The organism is Myxococcus guangdongensis, assembly GCF_024198255.1.
Classification (GTDB): Bacteria; Myxococcota; Myxococcia; order Myxococcales; family Myxococcaceae; genus Myxococcus; species Myxococcus guangdongensis.
Genome location: NZ_JAJVKW010000004.1, coordinates 706,643 through 730,965, shown reverse-complemented (window position 1 = coordinate 730,965; position 24,323 = coordinate 706,643). Strand labels below are relative to the sequence as shown.

At 69.3% G+C, this 24,323-nt stretch carries 18 protein-coding genes; 7 read left to right on the top strand and 11 right to left on the bottom strand.

What is annotated here, in order from left to right; genetic code table 11:
- Nucleotides 1-78 precede the first annotated feature (78 nt).
- The 4 genes from sdhA to LXT21_RS16030 form a co-directional block, all read right to left on the bottom strand.
- On the bottom strand, nucleotides 79-1,956 hold the full coding sequence (sdhA, locus tag LXT21_RS16045) for a succinate dehydrogenase flavoprotein subunit (RefSeq protein WP_323394569.1): 1,878 nt from the start codon (nucleotides 1,954-1,956) through the stop codon (nucleotides 79-81).
- Between the two features lie 220 nt (nucleotides 1,957-2,176).
- Nucleotides 2,177-3,121 carry a malate dehydrogenase gene (gene mdh, locus LXT21_RS16040; RefSeq protein WP_254039005.1) on the bottom strand — a complete coding sequence of 315 codons (945 nt, stop codon included), beginning with the start codon at nucleotides 3,119-3,121 and terminating at the stop codon, nucleotides 2,177-2,179.
- Nucleotides 3,122-3,154: 33 nt separating this feature from the next.
- A complete protein-coding gene (gene icd / locus LXT21_RS16035) occupies nucleotides 3,155-4,453 on the bottom strand; it encodes an NADP-dependent isocitrate dehydrogenase (RefSeq protein WP_254039004.1) in 1,299 nt (432 codons plus the stop codon).
- Nucleotides 4,454-4,610: 157 nt separating this feature from the next.
- The gene (locus tag LXT21_RS16030; protein WP_254039003.1) at nucleotides 4,611-5,042 is read right to left on the bottom strand and encodes an ATP-binding protein; all 432 of its coding nucleotides are present in this window, start codon (nucleotides 5,040-5,042) and stop codon (nucleotides 4,611-4,613) included.
- Nucleotides 5,043-5,570: 528 nt separating this feature from the next.
- On the opposite strand from LXT21_RS16030, the gene LXT21_RS16025 reads away from it, so the two are divergent.
- A complete protein-coding gene (locus tag LXT21_RS16025) occupies nucleotides 5,571-7,715 on the top strand; it encodes a hypothetical protein (protein ID WP_254039002.1) in 2,145 nt (714 codons plus the stop codon).
- Between the two features lie 20 nt (nucleotides 7,716-7,735).
- The gene (locus tag LXT21_RS16020) at nucleotides 7,736-8,479 is read left to right on the top strand and encodes a hypothetical protein (RefSeq protein WP_254039001.1); all 744 of its coding nucleotides are present in this window, start codon (nucleotides 7,736-7,738) and stop codon (nucleotides 8,477-8,479) included.
- Nucleotides 8,480-8,579: 100 nt separating this feature from the next.
- Here the strand turns inward: LXT21_RS16020 and LXT21_RS16015 are convergent, their stop codons facing one another.
- On the bottom strand, nucleotides 8,580-10,250 hold the full coding sequence (locus LXT21_RS16015; RefSeq protein ID WP_256571630.1) for a bifunctional 3-(3-hydroxy-phenyl)propionate/3-hydroxycinnamic acid hydroxylase: 1,671 nt from the start codon (nucleotides 10,248-10,250) through the stop codon (nucleotides 8,580-8,582).
- A 521-nt stretch (nucleotides 10,251-10,771) separates the two neighbouring features.
- Between LXT21_RS16015 and LXT21_RS16010 the strand changes: the two genes are divergently transcribed.
- From LXT21_RS16010 to LXT21_RS16000, 3 genes are all read left to right on the top strand, one after another.
- A complete protein-coding gene (locus LXT21_RS16010; RefSeq protein ID WP_254038999.1) occupies nucleotides 10,772-10,984 on the top strand; it encodes a hypothetical protein in 213 nt (70 codons plus the stop codon).
- Nucleotides 10,985-11,288: 304 nt separating this feature from the next.
- Nucleotides 11,289-13,052, top strand: coding sequence for a DUF6311 domain-containing protein (locus LXT21_RS16005; RefSeq protein ID WP_254038998.1), 1,764 nt, complete (start codon nucleotides 11,289-11,291; stop codon nucleotides 13,050-13,052).
- 49 nt (nucleotides 13,053-13,101) lie between these two features.
- Nucleotides 13,102-14,832 carry a DUF6311 domain-containing protein gene (locus LXT21_RS16000; protein WP_254038997.1) on the top strand — a complete coding sequence of 577 codons (1,731 nt, stop codon included), beginning with the start codon at nucleotides 13,102-13,104 and terminating at the stop codon, nucleotides 14,830-14,832.
- A gap of 303 nt (nucleotides 14,833-15,135) precedes the next feature.
- Here LXT21_RS16000 and menE read toward each other — a convergent pair whose 3' ends face one another.
- Genes menE through LXT21_RS15970 form a run of 6 tightly spaced genes read right to left on the bottom strand, consistent with a single transcriptional unit; the run spans nucleotide 15,136 to nucleotide 22,582 of the window.
- The gene (gene menE, locus LXT21_RS15995; protein ID WP_254038996.1) at nucleotides 15,136-16,581 is read right to left on the bottom strand and encodes an o-succinylbenzoate--CoA ligase; all 1,446 of its coding nucleotides are present in this window, start codon (nucleotides 16,579-16,581) and stop codon (nucleotides 15,136-15,138) included.
- Nucleotides 16,578-17,738 (bottom strand): o-succinylbenzoate synthase, encoded by a 1,161-nt coding sequence (menC, locus tag LXT21_RS15990; protein ID WP_254038995.1) that lies wholly within the window; start codon nucleotides 17,736-17,738, stop codon nucleotides 16,578-16,580. Before menC ends, menE begins: the two co-directional genes overlap by 4 nt.
- Before the next feature lie 9 nt (nucleotides 17,739-17,747).
- Nucleotides 17,748-18,671, bottom strand: coding sequence for a 1,4-dihydroxy-2-naphthoate polyprenyltransferase (locus LXT21_RS15985; RefSeq protein ID WP_254038994.1), 924 nt, complete (start codon nucleotides 18,669-18,671; stop codon nucleotides 17,748-17,750).
- Nucleotides 18,668-19,528: a 2-succinyl-6-hydroxy-2,4-cyclohexadiene-1-carboxylate synthase gene (gene menH, locus LXT21_RS15980; RefSeq protein WP_254038993.1), complete on the bottom strand. Its 861-nt coding sequence runs from the start codon at nucleotides 19,526-19,528 to the stop codon at nucleotides 18,668-18,670. Before menH ends, LXT21_RS15985 begins: the two co-directional genes overlap by 4 nt.
- Nucleotides 19,519-21,288, bottom strand: coding sequence for a 2-succinyl-5-enolpyruvyl-6-hydroxy-3-cyclohexene-1-carboxylic-acid synthase (gene menD, locus LXT21_RS15975; RefSeq protein ID WP_254038992.1), 1,770 nt, complete (start codon nucleotides 21,286-21,288; stop codon nucleotides 19,519-19,521). Before menD ends, menH begins: the two co-directional genes overlap by 10 nt.
- On the bottom strand, nucleotides 21,272-22,582 hold the full coding sequence (locus LXT21_RS15970; RefSeq protein ID WP_254038991.1) for an isochorismate synthase: 1,311 nt from the start codon (nucleotides 22,580-22,582) through the stop codon (nucleotides 21,272-21,274). Before LXT21_RS15970 ends, menD begins: the two co-directional genes overlap by 17 nt.
- Before the next feature lie 116 nt (nucleotides 22,583-22,698).
- Between LXT21_RS15970 and aroF the strand changes: the two genes are divergently transcribed.
- Both aroF and ubiE read left to right on the top strand, forming a co-directional pair.
- The gene (gene aroF, locus LXT21_RS15965; protein WP_254038990.1) at nucleotides 22,699-23,604 is read left to right on the top strand and encodes a 3-deoxy-7-phosphoheptulonate synthase; all 906 of its coding nucleotides are present in this window, start codon (nucleotides 22,699-22,701) and stop codon (nucleotides 23,602-23,604) included.
- Nucleotides 23,601-24,290: a bifunctional demethylmenaquinone methyltransferase/2-methoxy-6-polyprenyl-1,4-benzoquinol methylase UbiE gene (gene ubiE / locus LXT21_RS15960; protein ID WP_254038989.1), complete on the top strand. Its 690-nt coding sequence runs from the start codon at nucleotides 23,601-23,603 to the stop codon at nucleotides 24,288-24,290. Before aroF ends, ubiE begins: the two co-directional genes overlap by 4 nt.
- Nucleotides 24,291-24,323: the final 33 nt, after the last annotated feature.

Genomic DNA, 24,323 nt, shown 5'->3' with positions numbered 1-24,323 from the left:
CTCGACCCTTCGCTTCCAAGTCAGTTACGGGGGCCCGCGCGACCTGCCACGGGCCCGCCCAGAAAGTTCCCCGGTGCCTTACGCGTACCAGCGCGGCTCGGGCTTGAGCACGGGCGTCGGCACATCCTCGTAGGAGATGTTCGGCCCCTGCTCCGCGTACTTCGCGATGGTCGTCTTCGCCCACTTGTCGTGGCGCGCCTGCCACAGCGCCATCCAGGACGGATCGTCGTTCGGGTCCTTCGTCTTCGGCTCGGGCAGCGAGAAGTCCGGCTTGTAGTGCGCGCCGCGGCTCTCGTCACGGAGCAGCGCGCTCGTGGCGATGACCTCGCCCAGCTCCAGCATGTTCCAGAGCTGGTTGACGAACGACATCGAGCGGTTGGACGAGTTGCCCGTGTCCAGCACGTTGACGTTCTTCCAGCGGCCCTTGAGCTCGCGGACCTTCTCCACCGTCTTCTTCAGGCGATCGTTGTAGCGGACGACGGTGCAGTTCTCCGTCATCACGTCGCCCAGCTCCTGCGCCAGGCCGTACGGGTTCTCCGGGCCCGACATCTTCTTGATGGTCGTGAACCGGTCCTCCCAGTAGCGCTTGGCGTCCTGGAAGAACTTCTCCGGCATCGCCGCCGCGCTCGTCGTCTGGCTCTTGGCGAAGGACGCCATGGCCGGGCCGCCGATCATCCCCGAGTAGATGCAGGAGAGCAGCGAGTTGGCGCCCAGGCGGTTGCCGCCGTGGAACGCGTAGTCCGCCTCGCCCGCGGCGTACAGGCCCGGGATGTTGGTGGACTGGTTCTTGGGGCTGCCCTCGAGCGGCGTGAGCGTCTTCGAGTCGGCCTCGAACTGCACGTACAGGCCGCCCATCGAGTAGTGCATGCCCGGGAAGATGACCATCGGCGTGACGCGCGGATCATCTCCGACGAACTTCTCGTAGATCTCCATCACGCCCTTGATCTTGGCGTCGAGCGTCTTGGCCGGGATGTGCGTGACGTCCAGGTACACGCCGTCGCGCCCGCCGATGCCCAGGCCCAGGTCGCGGCAGACCATGAAGATCTCGCGCGTGGCGACATCGCGGGGGACCAGGTTCTTGTACTTGGGATACTTCTCCTCGAGGAAGTACCAGCGCTCGCTCTCCGGGATGTCCCGGGGGCCGCGCGTGTCACCCTTCTTGCGAGGCACCCAGACGCGGCCACCCTCGCCGCGCACCGACTCGCTCATCAGGCGCAGCTTGTCCTCGCCCGGAATCGACGTCGGGTGCACCTGGATGAACTCGCCGTTGGCGTAGATGGCGCCCTCCATGTAGGCGCGACCCGCGGCGGTGCCGGTGTTGATGACGGAGTTGGTGGAGCGGCCGAAGACGATGCCCGGACCACCCGTGGCGAGGCACACGGCCTCCGCCGGGAAGGTGCGGATCTCCATGGTCCTGAGGTCCACGGCCACGCTGCCGATGCAGCGGCCGCCCTCGTCCTTCACGGTGCCGAGCCACTCCCAGTACTCGTACTTGGTGACCTTGCCCTCGGCCTCGTAGCGGCGGACCTGCTCGTCCAACGCGTAGAGCAGCTGCTGGCCCGTCGTCGCGCCGGCGAAGGCCGTGCGGTGGTGCAGCGTGCCGCCGAAGCGGCGGAAGTCCAGCAGGCCCTCCGGCGTGCGGTTGAACGTCACGCCCATGCGGTCCAGCAGGTAGATGATGCCGGGGGCCGCGTAGCACATGCCCTTCACGGAGATCTGCTCGGCCAGGAAGTCGCCGCCGCGCAGCGTGTCCTTGACGTGGATCTCCGGGTGGTCACCCTCTCCCTTGGTGTTCACCGCGCCGTTGATGCCTCCCTGCGCGCAGACCGAGTGAGAGCGCTTCACCGGGACGAGCGAGAGCACATCCACCTGGTGGCCCGCCTCCGCGAGCTTGATCGTCGTCATCAGCCCGGCGAGACCGCCGCCCACCACTGTGAACCGCGCTGCTGCTGCCATCATCGTCTCCTTGACCGCCGGATCCAGGGCGCCTGCCGTCAGCCGGCTCGCCACAACCGGCGCGCCACGCTCCGGACATCTCCGTGCGAGTTCTACAGGCTAGTTAACTTGCTGGAAGCACGCCGCAACGGCGGCGAGGAACTCGATAAGCCCGCGTCATTCGCGGCATCAGCCAAGAAGCCCGCCGGGAGGTCCCGACGGGCTTCTGAGCTGGTACGGCCTACAGCTTGACGGAGTCGACCGTCTTCTTGACCGACTGGAAGGACTTCTCCAGCTCGGCCTTCTCGGCGGCGTTCAGGTCGACGGTGATGACCTTCTCGATGCCGCCCGCGCCGATCTGCACGGGGGTCCCGAAGAAGTAGTCGCTGATGCCGTACTGGCCCTTCAGCAGCGCCGCGCCCGGCAGGATGCGCTTGCGGTCGAAGATGAAGCTCTCCGCCATGGCGATGGAGGAGGCCGCGGGCCCGAAGTAGGCGCTGCCCGTCTTGTACAGGCCGACCAGCTCCGCGCCGCCCTCGCGGGTGCGCTTGACGATGGCGTCCAGCTTGTCCTTCGCGATGAGCTCCGTGAGGGGCACGCCGCCCACGGTGCTGTGACGCACCAGGGGCACCATGTCGTCGCCGTGGCCGCCGAGCACCAGCGCCTCCACGTCACGGATGGAGCAGCCGAGCGCCTCGGCCACGAAGCACTTGAAGCGGCTGGTGTCCAGCACGCCCGCCATGCCCACGACCATGTTGTCCGGCAGGCCGGCGATCTTGTGGAGCGCGAACACCATCGCGTCCAGCGGGTTCGCCACGTTGATGACGAAGGCGCCCGGGGCGTGCTGCTTGATGTTGCCCGCCACGTCCGTCATGATCTTGAGGTTGATCTCGAGCAGATCCTCGCGGCTCATGCCCGGCTTGCGGGGCATGCCGGCCGTGATGATGATCACGTCCGAGCCAGCGACATCCTTCCAGTCCGTGGTGCCGGTGACGCGGCAGTCGTAGCCGTCCACCGCCGCCAGCTGGTTGATGTCCAGCGCCTTGCCCTTGACCAGGCCTTCGGCCGCCGGGATGTCGTACAGGAACACGTCACCGAGCGACTTCTGCACCGCCAGCAGGGCGAGGTTGCCGCCGATCTGCCCGCCACCGATGAGGCCAATCTTCTTCTTGCGATTCTGAGCCATGGCTTCGCCGTCTCCCAATTCCCCGCGAGGGGACTACATGTGCTTGATGATGGCCTGACCGAACTCGGAGCACTTCACCTCGTTCACGCCAGACTGCCCTTCCTGCTTCATCAGGCGGGCGAAGTCGTACGTCACCGTCTTGGAGGCGATGGCGCGGTCCATGCCCTGGATCATCAGGTCCGCCGCCTCGTGCCAGCCCAGGTGCCGGAACATCATCTCACCGGAGAGGATGACCGAGCCCGGGTTCACCTTGTCCAGGTCCGCGTACTTGGGCGCCGTGCCGTGCGTGGCCTCGAACACCGCGTGGCCCGTGACGTAGTTGATGTTGCCGCCCGGCGCGATGCCGATGCCGCCCACCTGCGCCGCCAGCGCGTCCGACAGGTAGTCGCCGTTGAGGTTCAGCGTGGCGATGACGTCGAACTCGTCCGGACGCGTGAGCACCTGCTGCAGCGTGATGTCCGCGATGGAGTCCTTGATGATGATTTTCCCGGCGGCGACCGCGGCCTTCTGCTCCGCGTTGGCGGCGTCCTCGCCCTTGGCGGCCTTGGTCACCTCCCACTGATCCCAGGTGTAGACCTTGTCACCGAACTCCCGCGCGGCCAGCTCGTAGCCCCACTTGCGGAAGGCGCCCTCGGTGAACTTCATGATGTTGCCCTTGTGGACCAGCGTCACGCTCTTGCGCTTGTGGTCCACCGCGTACTGGATGGCCGCGCGGATGAGGCGATCACTGCCCTCCTGCGACACAGGCTTCAGGCCGACGCCGACGTTGGAGGGGAAGCGGATCTTCCCGAACTCCTTCGGGAACTCCTGCTTCAGCAGCGCCAGGAACTTGTCCGCCGCCGGCGTGCCGGCCTCGAACTCGATGCCCGTGTAGATGTCCTCCGTGTTCTCACGGAAGATGGTCATGTCGACCTTGTCCGGCGTCTTCACGGGGCTGGGCACGCCCTTGAAGTAGCGCACCGGCCGCAGGCAGACGTACAGGTCCAGCATCTGGCGAAGCGCCACGTTCAGCGAGCGGATGCCGCCGCCCACCGGCGTCGTCAGCGGGCCCTTGATGCCGACCAGGTACGTGCGGAAGGCCTCGACCGTCTCGTCGGGAAGCCAGTTGTTGACCGCCTTGAAGGACTTCTCGCCGGCGAGGACCTCGTACCAGGCGATCTTCTTCTTGCCCTTGTAGGCCTTCTCCACCGCGGCGTCGAACACGGCCTGGGACGCGCGCCAGATGTCGCGGCCCGTGCCGTCGCCCTCGATGTAGGGGATGATCGGGTGGTCCGGCACGGACAGCTTGCCGTTCTGGAGGGTGATCTTCTCGCCGGAAGTCGGGGGAGCCATGGACGTACTCCTGGAAGGTGTGGCCGTGTAAGAATTGGCGCGGGATAGTCGAGAACCCGCCCCCCTCCCGTCAAGGAGTTTGGCCGCCCCTCCAGGTTGCAGGACTTATCGGACCCAGCGGCGCCGCATGCGCTCGGGCACGCGCGCGCGACGGGCCCTACCAGCAGGCGAGACCCGGCGCGGGCAGCTCCACCGTCACCGTGAGCCCCTCGCGCTCGCCGCGCTCCACGCCCAGCGTCCCGCCCACCGACTCCACCAACTCCCGGGCCCGCGCGAGCCGACGGTGCGCGGGGCCCACCAACATGGGCGACAGGAACACCGCCTGGAGCTCCCGCGCGGACAGCCGCGCCCCGGACGTCACCACCTGGAAGCGCGGCGGCTCATCACCGAAGTCATCCGGCGCGTCCAGCACCACGCGCACACTTCCCTCCCCCGCGTGGTCCGCCGCATACGACAACAACAGCAGCAACACCTGCCGTGTACGTCGCGCGCCTGTCCGCGCCAGAACGGTTTCCCCGGGAAGTTCCATCTTCACTTCGATGCCGTGGATTCTCCTCGCGGCTTCCAGCAATTCCAGGGCTTCATTCATGAGCGCCGCGACGTCCACTTGCTGGGAATCCGGGCCCTCCACCGACGCCAGAGAGGCCTTTGGGGAAGCGACCTGGGGCGCCGCCCCGGCTTCACCCGTCGTCCTGTCCACCCAGTCCCACGCCGCGCTCATGCCGCACCTCGTCCCGTTGGCCTTACAGAGGGACTTTACTGGCGGAATCCGACGCGCTCCATTTCACTACGAGAAAGTACGCAGGGCGTGGTTGACTGGCGACATTACAGCTTCGCGACATCTTGGCCGTGCGGTTGTCGGGTGTTGGGCATGCAGTTCGTTAAACTCGAAGAAATGACCTGTCACGGTTGACCCAGTGCCCTAGATTCCGGCCTTGACGAAAACAGCAAGGCTGCACAAATTCGATTTGACTGTTCCTCTCGACTCCGTATGATACGGACCCATAGCGAAATGCCGCCCACCGCAGCACCGCTGGAGCAGGGAGGAACTGTTGTGCTTGCAACTTCGCCATCCGCATCAGGCGTTCCTCACTACCGGAGAAGGGGGCTCCTGGACATGGAAGGGGGAAACCCGCTCTCCGACCGGCGGACGGTCGAGTTCGATAGCCGCGACGCTTTCATCAATGTGATTCCGCTGCCGCCAGCGGAAGCCGCGCTGGACGACTCGGGCTATTCGCTGCACGGCCGGGGCGCCAACGCGATTACGTGCTCGCTGGGCACGCTGGACGCGACGCTGGGTGAAGTGACGCGCCTGAGCCCCACCGTCGTCTGGGTGATGCCGCGCGGTCCCGTGACGCACGCCGAGGGCCCCACCCTGCCCGTCTTCCTCAAGGGCCGAGGGCTCACCATCGGTCCGCTCGTCGGCGCGTTCATCCGCGCGGACGCGGAGACGGCGAGCGCGCCCGTCGGCCTGCAGCTGGTGGGCGTGACGGTGGAGCAGGGCCGGCAGATCCTCTCCTTGCTGGCGGACGCGCTGAAGAACGGCGTGGCGGAGCCGGCGGCGTCGGTGCTGCCGGTGCAGGACACCATCGAGCAGCCCGAGCGCATCCGCTCCATCCTCGTGGCCATCTGCGCGTCCGGGAACAACGGCGTGCTGCGCCGCAAGGGCCGCTCGGTGCGCATGGTGCTCGAGCGCTTCAACACGGCGACGTCGCAGCTGGAGTGGCGCTCCGAGGAGTCCGTCACCGAGTGGGGCGAGGCCCCCTTCGACGTGGACGTCATCGGCTACAACAGCGCGTACCGCATGCGCCTGGACGGCGGCAGCGGCGACGGCGAGCGGCTCTACACGCAGCTGCCCACGCGCATCTCCCGCATCCGTCACCGGTGGCACCGCCGCGTCCCCGCGCCCGCTGGCGCGAACGTGCGCTTCCACCACCCGCTGTGGCGGGAGCTGGGCGAGCTGCAGCGCGACGTGGTGGACCTGTCGTTCTCCGGCCTGTGTCTGCGCTGCAAGCCCGAGGACCTGATGTTCCCCGGCCTGTTGCCGCCGCACATCGAGCTGCAGACGGGCGAGGGCCAGACGCTGACGCTGCGCGGGGAGATCCGCTACGTCACCAGCCCCCGCGCGGATGGCTACATGCTGTGCGGCCTGAGCGTGCAGCCCTACTCCGTGGACGAGGCGCGCTGGGTGCGCTTCGTGTCGCAGACGACGTCCCCCGCCACTCGCACCAGCGAGAACATGGAGGACGGGCTCTGGGACCTGTTCACCCGCTCGGGCTTCTTCAGCCTCGCGGGCAAGACGTCCGAGGAGTTCGAGGAGCAGCGGCTGGCCTTCCGCAGCATGGCCAAGCGCGGCGCGGAGATTCCGCAGCTGTTCTGCCAGGCGGTGTGGCCGTCCGAGCGCGGCCCCGAGGCGACGCTGTCCTTCATGAAGCCCTACCGCCACGCGTGGATGGGGCATCAGGTCGCCAAGCGTCCCGGCAAGCCGCCCGCGAGCGTGCAGGAGCCGGGGCAGATCATGCGCGACCTGTACGTGCGCACCTTCGAGCATCCGCAGAGCGACCCGGACTTCCGCTGGGTGGTCGCGTACGTGGAGGCGCTCAACCCGTGGATCGCGAAGGCGCACGTGCGCTACGCCGAGCGGCAGATGGAGACGGGCCAGGGCCTGGCCTTCACGCGCAAGGTGCACATGCTGGACGTGTACACGCACGAGCAGACGGGCCGCGCGCACGAGGGCATCCAGATTGGCCTCGCGACGGCGCAGGAGCTGACGCTGCTGGCGGACACCATCGCGCGCACCCGCCCCGCATGCTACGTGGACGCGCTGGACTTCACGCGCGAGCGCATCGACATGCGTCCGGTGCAGGCGCGCTGGAAGCAGTTCAATCTCGAGCGTGAGCGGGAAGTCCTGGTCGCGCGGCGCAACGGCGTCCCCGTGGCCGCGACGGTGCTGGAGCTGGGGCAGCGGGGTACGAATCTGTACTGCCTGCTGGACATGGCCCGCCTGTTCCCGCTGACCGAAGAAGGACCGTCCACCTATGTCGCCTTGGTGGACGCCGCGCGCCGGTGGTACGCGGCGCGCCGCCGCACCTCGTTCCACTTCTTGTGTGAGGACGAGGGGGGGGATTACGTGCAGGAGGCCGGCATCCACGGAGGGCCCGATCCCTACATGTGGATCATCTCCTCCAAGCTGATTCCGGACTTCCTCGAGCACATCAGTGAGCTGACCATCGGGCGCCGCGGCGCCCACAACCCTCGCTAAACGCCCCAGAGGTTAGACACATGAGCAAGCAATTCGTGGAGCAGAACTATGTTCCGCACGTGGCCCCCGTGCGCGAGCGCCTGAAGACGTCCCCCGCGCTGAAGACGCTGCTGGATCCCAACGTGGACCCGGCGCTCGTGGAGGGCTTCCTCATCCAGCTCAACTCGCTGGGTGTCTACATGACGGAGCCGGTGGACAAGTGGATCCGCCGCGCGGGCGAGGCCACCGTGAAGATGGGCCTCAAGGACGTGGGCGAGAAGCTCATCACCCACGCGAAGCACGAGGAGGGCCACCACCTGATGATGATCGAGGACACCAAGAACCTGGTGGCCCGGTGGAACTCGCGCCGCTCTCCCCAACTGGATGTGGACGCGCTGCTGAGCCAGACGCCCACCCAGGCGATGGTCGAGTACCGGAAGATCCACGAGGACACCATCGTCGGCGAGATGCCGGCGGCGCAGGTGGCCATCGAATATGAGATCGAGAACCTGTCCGTCGTGTTCGCGCCCGGGCTGATGGAGCAGGCCAAGCGCGTCTGTGGCGAGGACATCATGGAGGCGATGTCCTTCGTGAAGGAGCACGCGGAGCTCGACGTGGGCCACACCGCGCTCAACGAGGTCATGCTCGGCAAGCTGCTGGACCAGGTCCCCGAGAAGACCGCGGTCATCGGCAAGACGGGCGCGCAGGCGCTGGACATCTACCTGCGCTTCATGGGCGACTGTGTCGAGCGCGCCCAGCAGATGATCAAGCCCGCCGCGGCTTGAGGTCGCACCGGGGCCCGCCCGAAGGCGAGCCCTCCTGTCACACCCCGGGGCGTCACGGGCCGAGGAATCGGCCTGGGCGCCCCGTCGTCTTCGTGCCGCCCTACCCCGCGCGACGCACCACCGCGGCCGCCGTGTGCGCGCGCGGACGGATGCGTCCGCGCAGCGAGCGGCGAAGCCCCTCCAGCTCCGGCCCCGTCGCGGTGCCGTACACGTAGCGGTCCGGGCGCAGCACCACCACGTCCTTGCCGTGGCGGGCGAACCACGCGCCCAACCGGCCCTCCGTGTCCACGAGCGCTTCCGCCGGAGGCTCGCCGATGCGATCACCGGAGAGCACGGTCCACGCGCGCGCGCCCATTTCCGCGGCCAGCGCGCGGGCCTCGCGCTGCAGGTCCTGCGAGGCGCCCGGCCGCGTGAGCACCACAAAGCCGTCACCCAGCACGTGGTCCAAGAGCGCCCGCTGGCCCTCGAGCACCTCCACGCGCGGCTGCGGGAAGTAGGTGCCCTCCGGCGCGGCCTTCCCGCGGCGTGCGCCGAGCAGGAAGCCCTGCTCCAGCGCGAAGACGGGCTTCACCTTGAACTGGCGGATGAACTCCCCGGTGACGGGCAGGCGGTAGAGAATCTGGATGAGCGCGTTGCGCACGCGCGAGAGCACCTGGCCGCCGGACATCATCACCCGGCCCATGGCGTCCGAGCTCTTGATGACCTCCGCCACGTGGCCGCGCCGCTCCTGCTCGTACGTGTCCAAGAGCGAGTCGTCCGCCGAGCCGTCCAGCACCCGCGCCAGCTTCCAGGACAGGTTCGCCGCGTCGCGGAAGCCCGCGCACAGGCCCTGGCCCAGGAAGGGCGGCATCAGGTGCGCGGCGTCCCCGAGCAGGAAGGCGCGCCCCACCCGCCAGCGGTCCACCAGGCGCGAGTGGTACGAGTGCACGTTGATGGAGCGGATCTTCACCGTCGACGGGTCGATGTAGGGCGCGATGAGCGAGCGCACGTGGTCCGGCTGCCGCACCGCCTCCAGGTCCGCGTCCGGGTCGACGATGATGTCGAAGCGCATCTCGTCCCGCGCGGTGCGCGCGATGAAGCCCCGGCGCTTCGGTCCACACAGGTAGCTGGTGTAGTCGGGCTCCGGCGATGACGTGCTCACGGTGATGGCGAGCGCGTGCTCCAGGCCCGTGGTGCCCTCGAGCTTCAGGCCCAGCTTGCGGCGGATGGGGCTGTGCGCGCCGTCGCACGCGAGCAGGTAGCGGGCGCGGACGGTGAGCACCTTCTCGGTGGCGACCTCGCGCACGCGCACCGTGAGGCCCTCGCCGTCCTGAACGAAGGATTCGACCTCGTGGCCCTGCCGCAGCTCCACGTGCTCGAAGCGGGCCATGCCCTTGCGCAGCATCGCCTCCATCCGCGGCTGCTGGAAGAAGGTGGCCACGTCGTGCCCATAGGGGCGGTCCAGCTTCGTGAAGTCCACCTCCGCGAGCACGCGCAGGCGGTCATCCAGGTAGTGCAGCGTCTTGCAGGGATGGAAGCCCGGCCCCAGCTCTCCCTCCAGGCCCGCGGACTGGAAGATGCGCTGCGCCTCGTCATCCAGGCTGATGGCGCGGGACTGGCTGTGCGCGGACAGCTCCTTCTCCACGATGAGCGTCCTGACGCCCTGCAGTCCGAGCAGGTTGGCCGCCATCGCTCCGACCGGCCCACATCCCACGATGATGACATCAACAGTTTCTGGAGCCACGTCCGCCCTCCGGGTCGTCTCGTTGTTGAGCTGCCTTTGATGATTCATCCCCCAGGCCATGGCTGGAATTATCAGCAGGCCATTCGCCCTCGCTCTCGCGCGGTCCCCTGACGCGAGTGGACTCCAGAAAGGCGCCGCCGTCGCGTTTTCCCTCGGTTCACGCAAACAATGCGGCCCCGAGTCCTCGCCCACTCCACCGGCGAGCGTGCGACCCATCCCGTCACCCCGTCCCAGGCCTCTCGATTCAAAGAACGCCGCGGGGAAAATTCCTTGCATGTTTGAGTTTCACCCCTCGACGAGAATCTGGAATCAGACCCTGGGTGTTCTCGGTTGCAGGCGGGGGTGCACTCCCCACCCAGTGGGTTTCCGTGAGGCGCCGAGGTGGGCAGACATTCCTCGCGGACTTCAACATTGCACTAACACCGAATCGCAGTGTCGAACGAGTGAAGGTCTCGCTGTCGGAAACGCCGCACTGACGTCATGGGCAACGCGCGGCGTCGTGCATTCGGAGATCGCCAGTGGTTAGGTGGCGATTCCCCCTCACGCGTGGTTCGCGAAGGAGCAGTTCCATGGAATGGCTCGAATTCTCCCGCTGGTCTCCCGAAGTGGAGCGTCAGCTCGCGCAGCAGGCAGCGCGGCTCGGCGCCACGGCGGCCCGCGGAACCGCCCTGACCCGGCGGGTCCGGATGAGCGCCACGGTGGCGGCGGCGTACCGCTTGAGCGCGATGCTCCGCGAGTTCCCGCGCACCAACCCCTGGGGCCACCCCGTCTCGGAGTCCTGAGCCCCAGGTGAGGTCACCGTGAGCCCCGGGGCTCCGGCACCTCGTCACGCTCGGGACACACACCCTGCCCCACCGTCGATGGTGAGCGCATGAAGGGCCCTCGAGGGCTCCATGCCTGCCCCCCTCCGGTGGAAACGACAGGGACCTCGCGGTTCGCCGCGCTCTTGATTGACCTGTCAATCCACGGTGGAGTCCCCCACTCGCGCATCGGCGTGCTGGTTCCAGTCCCGCGCCCAGGATATGGGTCCGCCCCGCTCCGAGTCCCGCGCGTCGTCGCGGCTCCGGTGTGCGGAAGAGGACGTCGGTGGGTACCAACACACGCAGCCCTGGCATCGCAGCGAGCCCCGAGCGGGCGCTGACGCGACTTCTCCCCTGGGCCGGGGCGCTTCTGGGGGTGCTCTGGTTCATCGCGCTGGGCGGCGCGCGGGCGCTGGACCCCACGTACCTGGAGTGGTTGGGGTGGGGAGACTGGGCGCAGCACGTGCTCGGCTGGTGGTTCTTCCGCGAGGCCCCCTGGGGGTTCCCCCTTGGCCGGACGCCCGGCTACATGGCGCCGCTCACGACGACGGTGGGGTTCACGGATTCGAACCCGTGGATCTCCCTGGTGCTCAAGCCCTTCGCGGGCGGGCTGCCCCAGGACTTCCAGTTCATCGGCCTGTGGTTGGCGTCGTGCCTCGCGCTCCAGGGCTTCATGGGCGTGAAGCTCATGGCGCTGTTCACGCCTCGAGCCTTGCATCAGCTGCTGGGGGCCGCGCTGTTCGTGCTCGCGCCCGTGCTCGTGTTCCGCTTCGAGCACGACACGCTCTGCGCGCACTGGATGCTCACGGCCTTGCTGTGGCTGCACCTGCGTCCGCGTCCGGACTCGCGAAGCGCGTGGCGGACGTTGCGCGGCGCCCTGCTCATCAACGTGCTCGCGGCCGGCGTCCATCCGTACTTGATGGTCATGGTCTTCGCGCTCTCGACGGCCCTGCTCGTCAACGTGACGTGGCGGGAGCGGTTGCTCACGCGGCGACAGGCGGGGCTCGCGTTCCTGGGTGGCACGGTCATGCTCGCGGGGCTCTTCTTCGCGTTCGGGTACGTGGGCCAGGGCGTGCGAGGCGCGGCGCATGGCTTCGGTGCCTACAGCGCGGACATGCTCTCGCTGATCAACCCCATGGCGTGGTCACGGGTGTTGCCGGCGCTTCCGACGCGGAAGGACCAGTACGAAGGCTTCGGCTATCTCGGCACCGGCGTGCTCGTGCTCATCGCGTTCCTGGGGAGCCCCGCGGTCTGGTGGCCCGAGGTTCGAGCGTGGGCCCGGGCCCATGCGCCGCTCCTGGTCGCGGTGGGCCTGCTCACGCTGCTCGCGTTCTCGACGACGCTGACCTTCGGTGGCGTCATCCTGCTGTCGGTGCGCAAGCTGACCGACGTGTTCATGCCCGTGCTGGGGATGTTCCGCTCCTCGGGGCGGTTCATCTGGCCGCTCCATTACCTGGTGCTCACCGGCATCCTGGCGCTCGTCGTCTGGCGCTGGCGTGAGCGTCCCGCGGTTCTCACGGGCATCCTGCTGGGCGCGGTGGCCATCCAGGTGGTCGACACCGAGGAACTCTGGACCCAGCGACGGTTTCGTCCGGCGCCGTGGCTCCGGCTCGGTGCGCCGGAGTGGGCCCAGTTGGATTCGTTCTACCGGCACGTGGTGCTGTATCCGCCGTACATCCATGACTCGAAGCTACCGTGCACCGAGAACACGTTCGCCCGTGATGACTATGTGCGCTGGGGGGACCTCGCGTATCGCAAGGGCCTGTCGACGAACAGTGGCTATGTGGCTCGCATCAACGAGCGACATGTCGAGCAGAGCTGCGAGGCGCTCGTGGCCGATGTCGCGCAGGGCCGGCTCTCCGTGGACACGCTCTATGTCGTCGATACTCCGAAGCTGGCTTTGTTCCAGGGCTTGGGCGAACAGGTCACCTGCGGCACGGTGGATGGATTCAATGTCTGCGTCGCCGCACGTGACGGTCGGTTCCGGGAGGAGCTCTTGAAGACCGCAACCCGCACTCCCATGCCCTCCACGATGGACCTTCGCCCCTGAGCCCGAGGAACACGTGCCCAGAGAGACAACCGTGGGGAACTCGACGCGTGTGAACCCCGAGCCTGGAGGGTCCAGGGTCCTCCCGTGGCTCGGCGCGCTCCTGGGCGTGCTCTGGTTCGTCGCGCTGGGCGGTGGGCGCGCGCTGGACCCCACGTATCTGGACTGGTTGGGCTGGGGGGACTGGACGAAGAGCATCCTCGGCTGGTGGTTCGTCCGCGACGCCCCGTGGAGTTTTCCGCTCGGCCGGACGCCGGACCTCATGACACCGCTGACGACGACGGTGGGCTTCACCGACTCGACGCCCTGGGTCTCCCTCGCGCTCAAGCCCTTCGCGCGGTGGCTGCCCCAGGACTTCCAGTTCATCGGGCTGTGGCTGGTGTCGTGTCTCGCGCTCCAGGGCTTCATGGGCGTCAAGCTCATGGCCCTGCTCACGCCCCGGGCCGCTCATCAGCTCCTGGGGGCCGCGCTGTTCGTGCTCGCGCCGGTGCTCGTCTTCCGTTTCGGGCACGACGCGCTCTGCGCGCACTGGATGCTCACCGCGCTGCTGTGGATGCACCTGACGCCCCGCCCGGATACGGGGAGCGCGTGGCGCACGCTGCGAGGCGCGTTGCTCCTCAACGTCTTCGCGGCCGGCATCCACCCGTACTTGACGGTCATGGTCTTCGCGCTCTCGACGGCCCTGGTCGTCAACATGGCGTGGAGGGAGAAGCTCCTCACCTGGCGACAGGCGGGGCTCGCGCTCCTCGGTGGCGGGCTTGCGGTGAGCGGGGTGTTCATCGCGCTCGGGTATGTGGGGCAGGACGTCCGCGGAACGACCCAGGGCTTCGGTGTCTACAGCGCGGACATGCTCGCGCTCTTCAATCCCATGGGGTGGTCCCGGGCCTTGCCCTGGCTGCCTTCGCGAATGGAGCAATACGAGGGCTTCGGCTATCTGGGCACGGGCGTGCTCGGGCTCGCGCTCGTCGCGCTGCTGGCGGGCAGCCCCTCTGTCTGGTGGTCCCAGGCTCGCGCCCAGGCGAGGGCCCATGCCCCGCTCCTCATCGTCGTGGGACTGCTGGCGTTGCTCGCGTTCTCGACGACCATGACCTTCGGTGGCGTCACCGTTCTCTCGATGCGCAAGCTGGCCGGGCCGCTCATGCCCCTCCTGGGGATGTTCCGCGCGTCCGGGCGCTTCATCTGGCCCCTGCACTACGTCGTGCTCACGGGCATCCTGGCCCTCGTCGTCTGGCGCTGGCGGAGACACCCCGCCATCGTCACGTTCGTGCTGTCGGGCGCGCTGCTCATCCAGATCGCCGACACCGAGGAACTCTGGGCGCAGAAGCGGTTTCGTCCAGCGCCCTGGCCCCGGCTCCGTGCGGCGGAGTGGGAACATCTGGACCCATCCTATCGCCACGTGAAGCTGTTCCCGCCGTCCATCCATGGCTCGGAGATGCCGTGCGTGCAGAGCACCTTCGCCCCCGACGATTACGTGCGATGGGGCGACCTCGCCTACCGCAAGGGGATGTCGACGAACAGCGGCTATGCCGCGCGCTTCAACGAGCAGCATGTCCAGGAGTCCTGCGCCGCGCTCGAGGCCGAGGTCGCCCAGGGGCGGCTCGCGGACGACACACTCTACGTCGTCGACCCGCCGAAGCTCGCGCTCTTCGAGCGGCTGGGCGAGCGCGTCACCTGCGGCACCGTGGAGGGGTTCAAGGTCTGTGTGGCGACACGGGAGGGTCGTTTCAGGGATGCACTGCTGACGACCGCCTCTCGCCAGCCCATGACGAACAATCCCCGCTGAGCCCAAGGCCGAGGGGGGTTGGTTCGCGGTCGGTGAACATGGCTCCGCTTCAAGCGCGGGTCACCAAGCATCACCTGGAGAAGTACGCCGGGTCCATTCGCGAGAGGTGGACCGCCTGTTGAGGACAAGGCATCGGGAGACACCTTCAGCGTGTCACCGAGATCCTTGGCGAAAGAGTACACATGAAGGGCGTCGAAGTGTCTGGGGCCACGGCGACAGTGGAACGAGCAAGGGAAGCTCATCGGACAGGTCACCCACTGAGCCCCCGGCGGATGCGGCACCTGGGTCACCGCGATTCGTGGCTCATCCGCCGTCAGGGACGCGCTTGCGCAAAGCCGTCCGCTCGAGCTTGCCCATCGCGTTGCGAGGCAGCGCATCCAACCAGACGAAGCGCGTGGGGAGCTTGAAGCCCGCGAGCGATTCACGGCACCACGTCTGCAGAACGTGTTCATCCGGACGTGGCTGACCGGCACGCGGCGCGAGGAACGCCACGGGGACCTCGCCCCATTTCGCGTCGGGGACGCCGATCACCGCGGCCTCCTGCACCGAGGGGTGATTGGCGAGCACCGCCTCCACTTCCGCCGGGTAGATGTTCTCCCCTCCCCTGACGATGAGGTCCGTGCGGCGTGAGAGGACCGTGAGGCGCCCTCGCGCGTCCAGCACTCCGAGGTCCCTCGTGTGGAGCCATCCGTCACGGAACGCCTCACGCGTCGCATCGGGACGATTCCAGTAGCCCGCCATCACCGTGGGACCTCGGACCTCGATGTTCCCTTCCTCGCCTGGGCCCCGTGCCTCGCCGTCATCGCCGACGATGCGCACCTGTGTCCCTGGAAGGGGGCGTCCCGCGGTCTTTCCATCCGCCTCGGCGGGAGACTCCGTCGTCACCTGCGAGCAGGCCTCCGTGAGCCCATAGGTCTGGAGCGCCTGGAGCCCGACGGCTCGTGCTCGTTCCAACAGGAACACCGGCACGGGCCCGCCGCCAATCAGCGCGAGCTCGAAGGTCTCCGGGACTCGACGACCGGCTCGGATGTCGAGCACCCGCTCCAGCGTCGTGGCGACGAGGCTCACGTGCGTCACGCCTTCGTCGATGGCTCGACTGGTCGCGTCCGCGTCGAAGCGCTCGTGCAGCACGAGACAGCCGCCCTCGTACGCGGTGCGCGTCAGCATCGCGACACCACCGACGTGAAACAGCGGCAACGTCCCGAGCCAACGCGGCGCGGAATGCGCTCCGAGGTTCTCCGCCGAGGCTCGGCAAGACGCACGGAAGTTGCCTTCCGTCAGCACCGCGCCCTTCGGTCTGCCCGTCGTCCCGCTGGTGAAGAGCACGACGCGCGGCGAGGCATCGGTCAACGACACACAGGTCGTGGACGTCGTCGACGCCACGAAGGTCTCCAGCGGCTCCGCGTCAGGCAGACGCTCTCGCAATGTCTCCATCGCCAAGGTGAGCGAAGGCGCGATGTCCTCGACCAGCGGTGCCAACTCAGCGCGCGTGAGCCGCGCGTTCAGCGGCGCCAGCAGCGCCCCCAATCTGCCCAGGGCCCAGAACAGGAACACACAGGCCGGCTGGTTCGTCGACAGCAGCGCGACCCGATGTCCCGCGCCGATGCCCCGGGCCTCGAGCGCCTCCACCCACCGGCTCACCTCGACATCCAGCGCTCCGTAGCTCCACGAGCGCCCCGCGTACGTGAGCGCCTCCGCTTCCGGATGCGCTCGGGCCCCCTCACGGATGGGACAGCCGAACGTCGTCACACCACCGCTCCGGCATCCAGCCCGAGCCCCGGCGTCTCCGGCAGCCGGATGCGCCCGTGCAGCGGCCGGTAGTCGTGCACGGCGGGCTCACTCTTGAAGAGCCGCCCCACCGCGAGCCCCGACGCGAGCGACCCTGAAGGCAACGCGGCCGCGAGGTGCGCGGCCCCCGCCCGAGCCACCACGCCGTCCAGCGAGCTCGTCACATACGCCTGCATGCCCAGCCGCGCGGCCCGCATCGCCACCACGAGCCCGGGCAGCAGCCCTCCCAACACCATCGGCTTGAGCACCACCGCGCCCACCGCCGGCCCACCGCCCAACAACGGATCCGAACCCAACAACGCGCGCAGCGTCTCCGGAGAACCGAGCGACTCGTCCGCGGCCACCATGCACGGCGCTCGTCGCTGCACGCGCCACAGCGCCGCCAGGTCGTCCGGCGGCGTCGGCTGCTCCACCAGCTCCAGTTGGTACCACCCCAGCTTGTCCAACGCGCGCTTCGCCTCGAGCTCCGTCCACCCACCGTTCGCGTCGAGCCGCAGCTTCACGTCCGGCCCCACCGCCTCGCGCACCGCCTTCACCCGCTGCTCGTCCTCCTCCAGCGCGCGACCGCCCACCTTCAGCTTGATCGTCCCATACCCCTCGGCCACCGCCGCTCGCGCCTCGTCCACCAGCGCTTCCGCCGTCTCCCCACTCAGCAGGGCGTTCACCAGGACCTCGGGACGCGCCTCCTCGGCCAGGAGCCAGCACAGCGGGACACCCTGCCGCCTCGCGAGCAGGTCCAACAGCGCGAGCTCCAGCGCATGCTCCGCCGCAGGCACCGGCCCCGGGGGCGCGGGATGACGGGCTCGCACCCGGACCCCCTCTCCCCGCGCCACCGTCGGCGGGAAGGGGGACAGCGTGTCCTCGACCGCTCGCACCGTGTCGCCCAGAGGCTGTCCTTCGAGCGAGGACAGCCACGCCGCCAGCACCTCGCCGCAGACCGGGAGCGACTCCGTGCCGAACTCGGGCAGCGGCATCGCCTCGCCGAGCCCCACCCGTCCCTCTTCGTCCTCGAGGCGCACGAGGAAACCCTCGCGCGCGGAGTAAGTGCCTCGGGCCGTCTTCAGGGGCTGGAGCAGCTCCAGTCGGAGCGGGGTCAGGGTTGCCTTGACGATGCGCATGGACTCACATCATCGCAGGTACAGGCCCAGCCCGAACAGCACTCCGAAGATGAGTTGGAAGCGCGCCGTGCCGCCCAACGCGGGATTCAACGCCGCCCCCTGCTCGCGCATCACCTGCTTGAGCGGAGGCACCGCCAACGGGAGGCTGAGGAGCGACAGGAACACCCAGGGTGCCGCGTACCCCAGCGCGTACATCGCGACGGGCGTGGCGAACGAGGCCGCGAGCAACAGCACGTACTCCGCCTTGCCCGCCGTCGTGCCCCAACGCACCGCCAGCGTCCGCTTGCCGGCCTTCACGTCCGTCGTCACGTCGCGCAGGTTGTTCACCACGATGAGCATGGTGCCGCTCGCCCCCACGGGAATCGCCGCCCACCACGCCGCCGGATGCACCGTGCCGGCCTGCACGTAGAACGTCCCCGTCACCGCGACCAGCCCGAAGAAGATGAAGACGAACAGGTCGCCCAGGCCGTTGTATCCCAGCGGGAACGGCCCACCCGTGTACGCGTAGCCACAGAGCAGCGACGCGAGACCAATCGCGACGATGGGCCAGCCGCCCACCGCGACCAGATAGGCGCCCACCGCCGTCGCGGCGATGAAGCACACCGCCGCGCCCATCAACACCGTGCCCGGCGCGATGAGCCCGCTCTGCGTGACGCGCACGGGGCCCAGGCGCTCGTGCGTGTCCGCGCCCTTCTTGAAGTCGTAGTAGTCGTTGATGAAGTTGGTGCCAATCTGGATGAGCACCGCGCCCACCAGCGCCGCGAGCGCCGGGAGCAGCCGCCCCACGCCCAGGCCGAACGCGAGCGACGTCCCCACCAACACCGGCACCAGCGCCGCCGTCAGCGTCTTCGGGCGCACGGCCATCAACCACGTCTTCACCGTGGGACGAGGCTTCGACAATGACACCGGTGCGCCAGGGACCGACGTGCTCACGGACTCACCCTCCCGGGGGCCGCTCCCGTCGCGGCCGCCTCGAACTGGGGCGCCTCGTACCAGGGCGTCTGCAGGAAGCCCAGCACCTCGCGGACGTACTCCTCCGGCGACTCCAGATGGGGCGCGTGGCCGCAGTCCGTGAAGGCATGTCGCCACACCACCGGGAGCTCCGCCGCCATCCGCCGCGCCGTCTGCGTGAACTTCTCGTCCTTCGCCCCCGTCAAGAGCAGCGTGGGCAGGCGCTGGCGGTGCAGCTCCGACCAGTAATCGGGTTGCACGCCCAGCCCCAGGCACTCCAGCGCTCCGGCGAGCCCGTCCACCGTGCAAGCCTGGCGGTGGGCTCGAAGCTTCTCCTGACGCTCCGCCGGCATGGCGCGCAGTGAGTCGAACAACGGCAGCGACTCCCAGCGCTCCACGAAGGCGTTGACGCCCTTCGCGCGGATGAAGGCCGCGAGCTGCCCGTCCGACTCCCGCCGCTCGGCGCGCTCCTGACGACGGTGAAGTCCCGGCGAGCCGCTCTCCATGATGAGCCGACCGAAGCGGTCCGGCGCACGCACGGCCGCGGCCAGCGCCACGCGCGCGCCCTGCGAGTAGCCCAACAGGTCCACCGGGCCCTGCCCCAACGAGTCCACCAGGGCCACCAGCGCGTCCACCGTCTCGAGGAAGCCGTCACGTCCGCACCGCTCGGGCAGCGGCGTGGCGCCGTGGCCGGGCAGGTCCACCGCGATGGCGCTCACCGAGCGCCCCATCAGCGGCTTCAGCCCATCGAACGAGCCACGGTTCCCGGTGAAGCCGTGGAGCAGCACGAGCGGCCGGGGGCCTTCGCCCCACGTCTCGTACGCCAGCGTCACGCCCATGGTCCCTCTCCGAGTGCGGCGGCCATTCTCGCGAAGAGCTGCCGGTGATCATCCACGTTCGCGGCCCGGTCCACGCGCACCTCCACGAGGTGCAGGCCGCCTTCGAGTCCTTCGCGCACCGCCGCTCGCAGCGCCGCGGGCGTGGTGGGCCTGTGCAGCCGGGCCCCCCCCAGCGCCGCCGCGTGCGACAGGTCCACGCCATGCGGCGTCCCGAACAGCGCCTCGAACTCGTCCGGCTTCGCCGCCTGGGCGATGGGCAGGAACGAGAAGATGCCGCCGCCGTCGTTGTTCACCGCGACGACCGTGAGCGGGACGCGCGAGCGCGCCGCCGTCACGAAGGCGCCCACGTCGTGCAGCAGCGCCAGGTCGCCCGTCAGCAGCACCGCGGGACGCGACGCCGCGGCCGCGACGCCGAGCGCGCTGGAGATGATGCCGTCGATTCCGTTCGCGCCCCGGTTGGCCAGCACGCGGAGCGGCACGCTGCTCGCCGGAGCGAACGCGTCCACATCCCGGATGGGCATGCTGCTGGAGACGAACAGCGGCACCTCGGCCGGAAGCGCGGCCACCACCTCGCGAGCGATGCGCGGCTCGCTGAGCAACTCCGGCCGCTCGGCGAAGGCCGCCTCCAGCGCGCCCCGCACCATCCGCTCCGCCGCGAGGAAGCCCTGGGTCCACCGCCCCACGCTCCGCTTCACGCCCTTCGCCAGCGCCGCACACGCCGCCACCGCCGAGCCCTCCACCACCGTGGCCGCGCGGTGCGCGGGGTCGAACAGCGCGCCCCCATCACTGAAGAGCACGATGTCCGCGCCCGAGCCGTCCAGCCACTGCTGTGGGACCTTGGGCGTGAGGCCTCCACCGAACCGCAGCACCAGCTCCGGCCGATGCGCCCGGGCGAAGGGCGCGTGACGGAGAATCGCGTCGTAGTGCGAGAGCGTCAGCGGACCGCCGCCGTAGCGCGCCTGCGACGTGGCCTCCGCCAACACCGGGTAGCCCGTGGCCTGCGACAGCGCGGAGATGGCCTCCGCGAAACCGTCCGCCTCATCGCGAGGACCGCAGACGATGACACCCCGCTCCGTCGCGGCGATGCGCTGACGCACCGACTCCAGCACCGCCGCGTCCGGCGCCGGCGTGGGCGGAGCGATGCGCGTGAACGGAACACCCGGACGACCGTGCTTCGCGAGCGCGGACAGCCGCTCCTCTCCATAGGCCTCGGCCACCGGCGCGAGCGGCTCGCGGAAGGGCACGTTGAGCTGCACGGCGCCCCGAGGGGCCCGCAGCGAGGTGGCCACGGCCCGGGCCGCGGTGGCGCGCAGGTGCGTCAGCGCCACGTCGCTCGACTCCGGCACGCCCACGTCCGTGAAGCTGCGCGCGTGCTCACCGTAGAAGCGCGCCTGCGGCACCGTCTGCGCCGCGCCCCAGCCCTGCAGCTCCAGCGGTCGGTCCGCGGTGAGCACGATGAGGGGCACCTGGGACAGCGAAGCCTCGATGACCGCCGGGTAGAAGTGCGCGCCCGCGGTGCCGCTCGTCGCCACGAGAATCACCGGCGCGCGCGATTGCTTCGCGAGCCCCAGCCCGAAGAAGGCGGCGCTCCGCTCGTCGATGACGGACCAGGTGCGCAGGCCCTCCGCGCGCGCGCAGGCGATGGCCAGCGGCGAGGAGCGCGAGCCCGGACACACCACCGCGTGTCTCGCGCCGCCACGCACCAACTCCTCCACGAGCGCGCGAGCCCACAGCAGGTTGAGATTACTGTCGCCCGACATCCCCGCCTCCCAACGCACGCAACACGGCCAGACTCTTCATCTCCGTCTCCCGCCACTCCGCCTCCGCGATGGAGCCGGCCACGATTCCGCATCCCACGTACAGCCGGGCGCGAGAACCCCGCACCCGCGCCGAGCGCAACCCCACCATCAGGTGCGCCCGCTCCGGTCCCACCCACCCCACCGGCCCCGCGTACCAACCCCGGTCCAACCCCTCGTGCTCCACCAGGAAGGACAACGCGCGCTCCCGAGGTGTCCCGCCCACCGCCGGCGTCGGATGCAGCGCCTCCACCACCTGCGCCGCCGAGACCCCCTCGCGCAGCCGCGCGCGGATGCCCGTGCGCAGGTGCACCACGTTCTTCAGCGCCAGCAACTGGGGCTCCGCGTCGGAGTGGACCTCGTCCGCGAGCGTGCGCAGCGCCGCGAGGATGTAGCGGACCACCGCGGCGTGCTCACGCGCGTCCTTGTCCTGTCCCCGCAGCCCTTCCGCCTCGCGCGGCGCCGCGGTGCCCGCCAGGGCCTCCGTCTCCAGCGCCCCACCCTCCACCCGACACAGCGTCTCCGGCGTCGCGCCCAGGAAGCACGCCCCGTCCGGCGCGCGGAACAGGAAGGTGGCGCAGCGCGGGTTCTGCTCACGCAGCCTCGCCAGCACGTCCACCACGTCGAACGCGTCGGCGGCCTCCACGTCCACGGACCGCGCCAGCACGACCTTCTGGAGCTGCCCCGAGGCAATCGCCTCCAGCGCCCGCTCCACGCGCGCCTCGAACTCCGGACGCGACGACACCACCGTGAGCGCGACCTCTCCGCCCCGCGCGTGGCGATACCCTTCCGAGAACCGCGCGCGGACCCGCTCGAGCCGCGAGCGCACCACGTCCTCGCCCCCACGCGCCTCGGGCGCGAACGCGGCCACGGCCAGCCCGCTCCCGGTGCGCCACACCAGCACCTCCGGCAGCGTCCAGCGCGCCACGCCGTGCGCGGACCACGCCGCGTCCACCACGCCCGCCGCGCCGAAGCGAAGCCCACCGAACCACGGTCCCGGCATGTCGGACGGCGCCATGTCCAACCACCGCAACGAGAGGACACCCAGGGAGCCCAGCACCGCGGGAACCTGGCCGGGCGCCGTCGCCTCGACGACCGCCGCCTCGCCCCATCCCGCCGCCGCCTCGCGCGCCAGGGGCCGCTCCCAATACACCGTCGGAACGCCCAGCGAATCCGCTCCGGAGAGTGGATCCACCGCGGCCAGGGGCATCATTCCGGCCACCCAGCGCTGGCCCTCAACGGGATTGAGCGTCTTCATCAGCGGTCCTCATCCGCGACTGCCCTGAAATCACCTTCGGTTGTCTTCTAAGCCATAACGGCTATACATGCACCAAGGAGTTCAAAACCTCTTGAACTCGGTGGATGGGAGGGCTCGTGGGAGGCAAGCAGCCAGACGAATCCGCGCCGGCGGTGGCCGGGAAGGAGACGGGTGCGCGGCGCGTGCTTCGAGCCTTCCGTCCCGAGGGCACGCGGGTGCGTGCGGGCTCCGTCGAGGTCGGCGGTCCGGGCTTCGTGGTGATGGCGGGGCCGTGCGCCGTCGAAGGTTTGGAGCAGGTCGACAAGACCGCCGCGGCGGTGGCCCAGGCAGGCGCGCACGTGCTGCGGGGTGGCGTGTTCAAGCCGCGCACCAGTCCCTATGCGTTCCAAGGAATGGGCGAGCCGGGCCTGCACCTGTTGGCCGAGGCGGGCCGTCGCCATGGGCTGCCCATCATCAGTGAGGTGATGGAGACCGCGCAGATTCCCTTCATGGCGGAGTCCGCGGACATCCTCCAGGTGGGCGCGCGGAACATGCAGAACTTCTCGCTGCTGCGCGCGCTGGGCAAGGTGCGCCGGCCGGTGTTGCTGAAGCGGGGCCTGTCGGCGACGTTGCAGGAGTGGCTGCTGGCGGCGGAGTACGTGCTCGAGGGTGGCAACGAGCAGGTGATGCTGTGCGAGCGGGGCATCCGCACGTTCGAGACGGAGATGCGCAACACGCTGGACCTGGCGGCGGTGGCCTGGGCCAAGCAGCGCACGCACCTGCCCGTCATCGTGGACCCGTCTCACGCGACGGGCCAGGTGGAGCTCATCCTCCCCATGTCCCTGGCGGCGGCGGCGGCGGGCGCGGACGGGTTGCTGATCGAGGTCCACCCCCGGCCCGAGCAGGCGCTGTGCGATGGGAACCAGGCGCTGACGCCGGAGCGCTTCCAAACGTTGATGCAGCGGCTGCCACCCGTGCTAGACGCGGTGGGCCGACATCTTTGGCGGCCGGAGAGCCCGGCCCAGGTCGTGAGGGCGAGATGAGCACCGAAGTCCGTCAGATGTTCTCCTCCATCGCCACGAAGTACGACGTGACGAACGAGGTCCTGTCGTTCGGCATCCACCGCCTCTGGCGGCGCACGGCGGTGCGCCTGAGCCAGGCGAAGCCGGGGGACAGCGTCCTCGACTGCGCCTCCGGCACGGGTGACCTGGCGCTCGCGTTCAAGCGCAAGGTGGGCGCCACGGGCCACGTGATTGGCACCGACTTCTGCGCGGAGATGCTGGAGAGCGGTCCCGCCAAGGCGGCGAAGGCGGGGCTCCCGGTGGACTTCCAGGTGGCCGACGCCATGGACCTGCCCTTCGAGGACAACCGCTTCGACGTGGCGTCCATCGCCTTCGGCATCCGCAACGTGGATGACCCGGTGAAGTGCCTGAGCGAGATGGGCCGCGTGGTGAAGCCGGGCGGCCGCGTCGTGGTGCTGGAGTTCGGTCAGCCCACCGGCGCGTTCGGCGCGCTGTTCCGCTTCTACAGCAAGACGGTGATGCCCACGGTGGGTGGGCTGCTCACCGGCAACCGCGCGGCGTATGAGTACCTGCCCCGCACGTCGGCGGCGTTCCCCGCGGGGGAGCGCTTCCTGTCGCTGATGGACCAGTCCGGCGCCTATGCGGAGCGAAGCGCGCATCCGCTGACGTTCGGAACGGCGAACGTGTATGTCGGCCTCGTCCGCTGAGCCGCGGCAACACCTCGTCGAGCATGTCCTCTC

Excerpts from the sequence above, each read along its gene's own strand:
- sdhA (WP_323394569.1), bottom strand. The coding sequence starts at position 1,956 with ATGGCAGCAGCAGCGCGGTTCACAGTGGTGGGCGGCGGTCTCGCCGGG.
- mdh (WP_254039005.1), bottom strand. The coding sequence starts at position 3,121 with ATGGCTCAGAATCGCAAGAAGAAGATTGGCCTCATCGGTGGCGGGCAG.
- icd (WP_254039004.1), bottom strand. The coding sequence starts at position 4,453 with ATGGCTCCCCCGACTTCCGGCGAGAAGATCACCCTCCAGAACGGCAAG.
- LXT21_RS16030 (WP_254039003.1), bottom strand. The coding sequence starts at position 5,042 with ATGAATGAAGCCCTGGAATTGCTGGAAGCCGCGAGGAGAATCCACGGC.
- LXT21_RS16025 (WP_254039002.1), top strand. The coding sequence starts at position 5,571 with ATGGAAGGGGGAAACCCGCTCTCCGACCGGCGGACGGTCGAGTTCGAT.
- LXT21_RS16020 (WP_254039001.1), top strand. The coding sequence starts at position 7,736 with ATGAGCAAGCAATTCGTGGAGCAGAACTATGTTCCGCACGTGGCCCCC.
- LXT21_RS16015 (WP_256571630.1), bottom strand. The coding sequence starts at position 10,250 with ATGAATCATCAAAGGCAGCTCAACAACGAGACGACCCGGAGGGCGGAC.
- LXT21_RS16010 (WP_254038999.1), top strand. The coding sequence starts at position 10,772 with ATGGAATGGCTCGAATTCTCCCGCTGGTCTCCCGAAGTGGAGCGTCAG.
- menC (WP_254038995.1), bottom strand. The coding sequence starts at position 17,738 with ATGCGCATCGTCAAGGCAACCCTGACCCCGCTCCGACTGGAGCTGCTC.
- menH (WP_254038993.1), bottom strand. The coding sequence starts at position 19,528 with ATGGGCGTGACGCTGGCGTACGAGACGTGGGGCGAAGGCCCCCGGCCG.
- menD (WP_254038992.1), bottom strand. The coding sequence starts at position 21,288 with ATGTCGGGCGACAGTAATCTCAACCTGCTGTGGGCTCGCGCGCTCGTG.
- LXT21_RS15970 (WP_254038991.1), bottom strand. The coding sequence starts at position 22,582 with ATGAAGACGCTCAATCCCGTTGAGGGCCAGCGCTGGGTGGCCGGAATG.
- ubiE (WP_254038989.1), top strand. The coding sequence starts at position 23,601 with ATGAGCACCGAAGTCCGTCAGATGTTCTCCTCCATCGCCACGAAGTAC.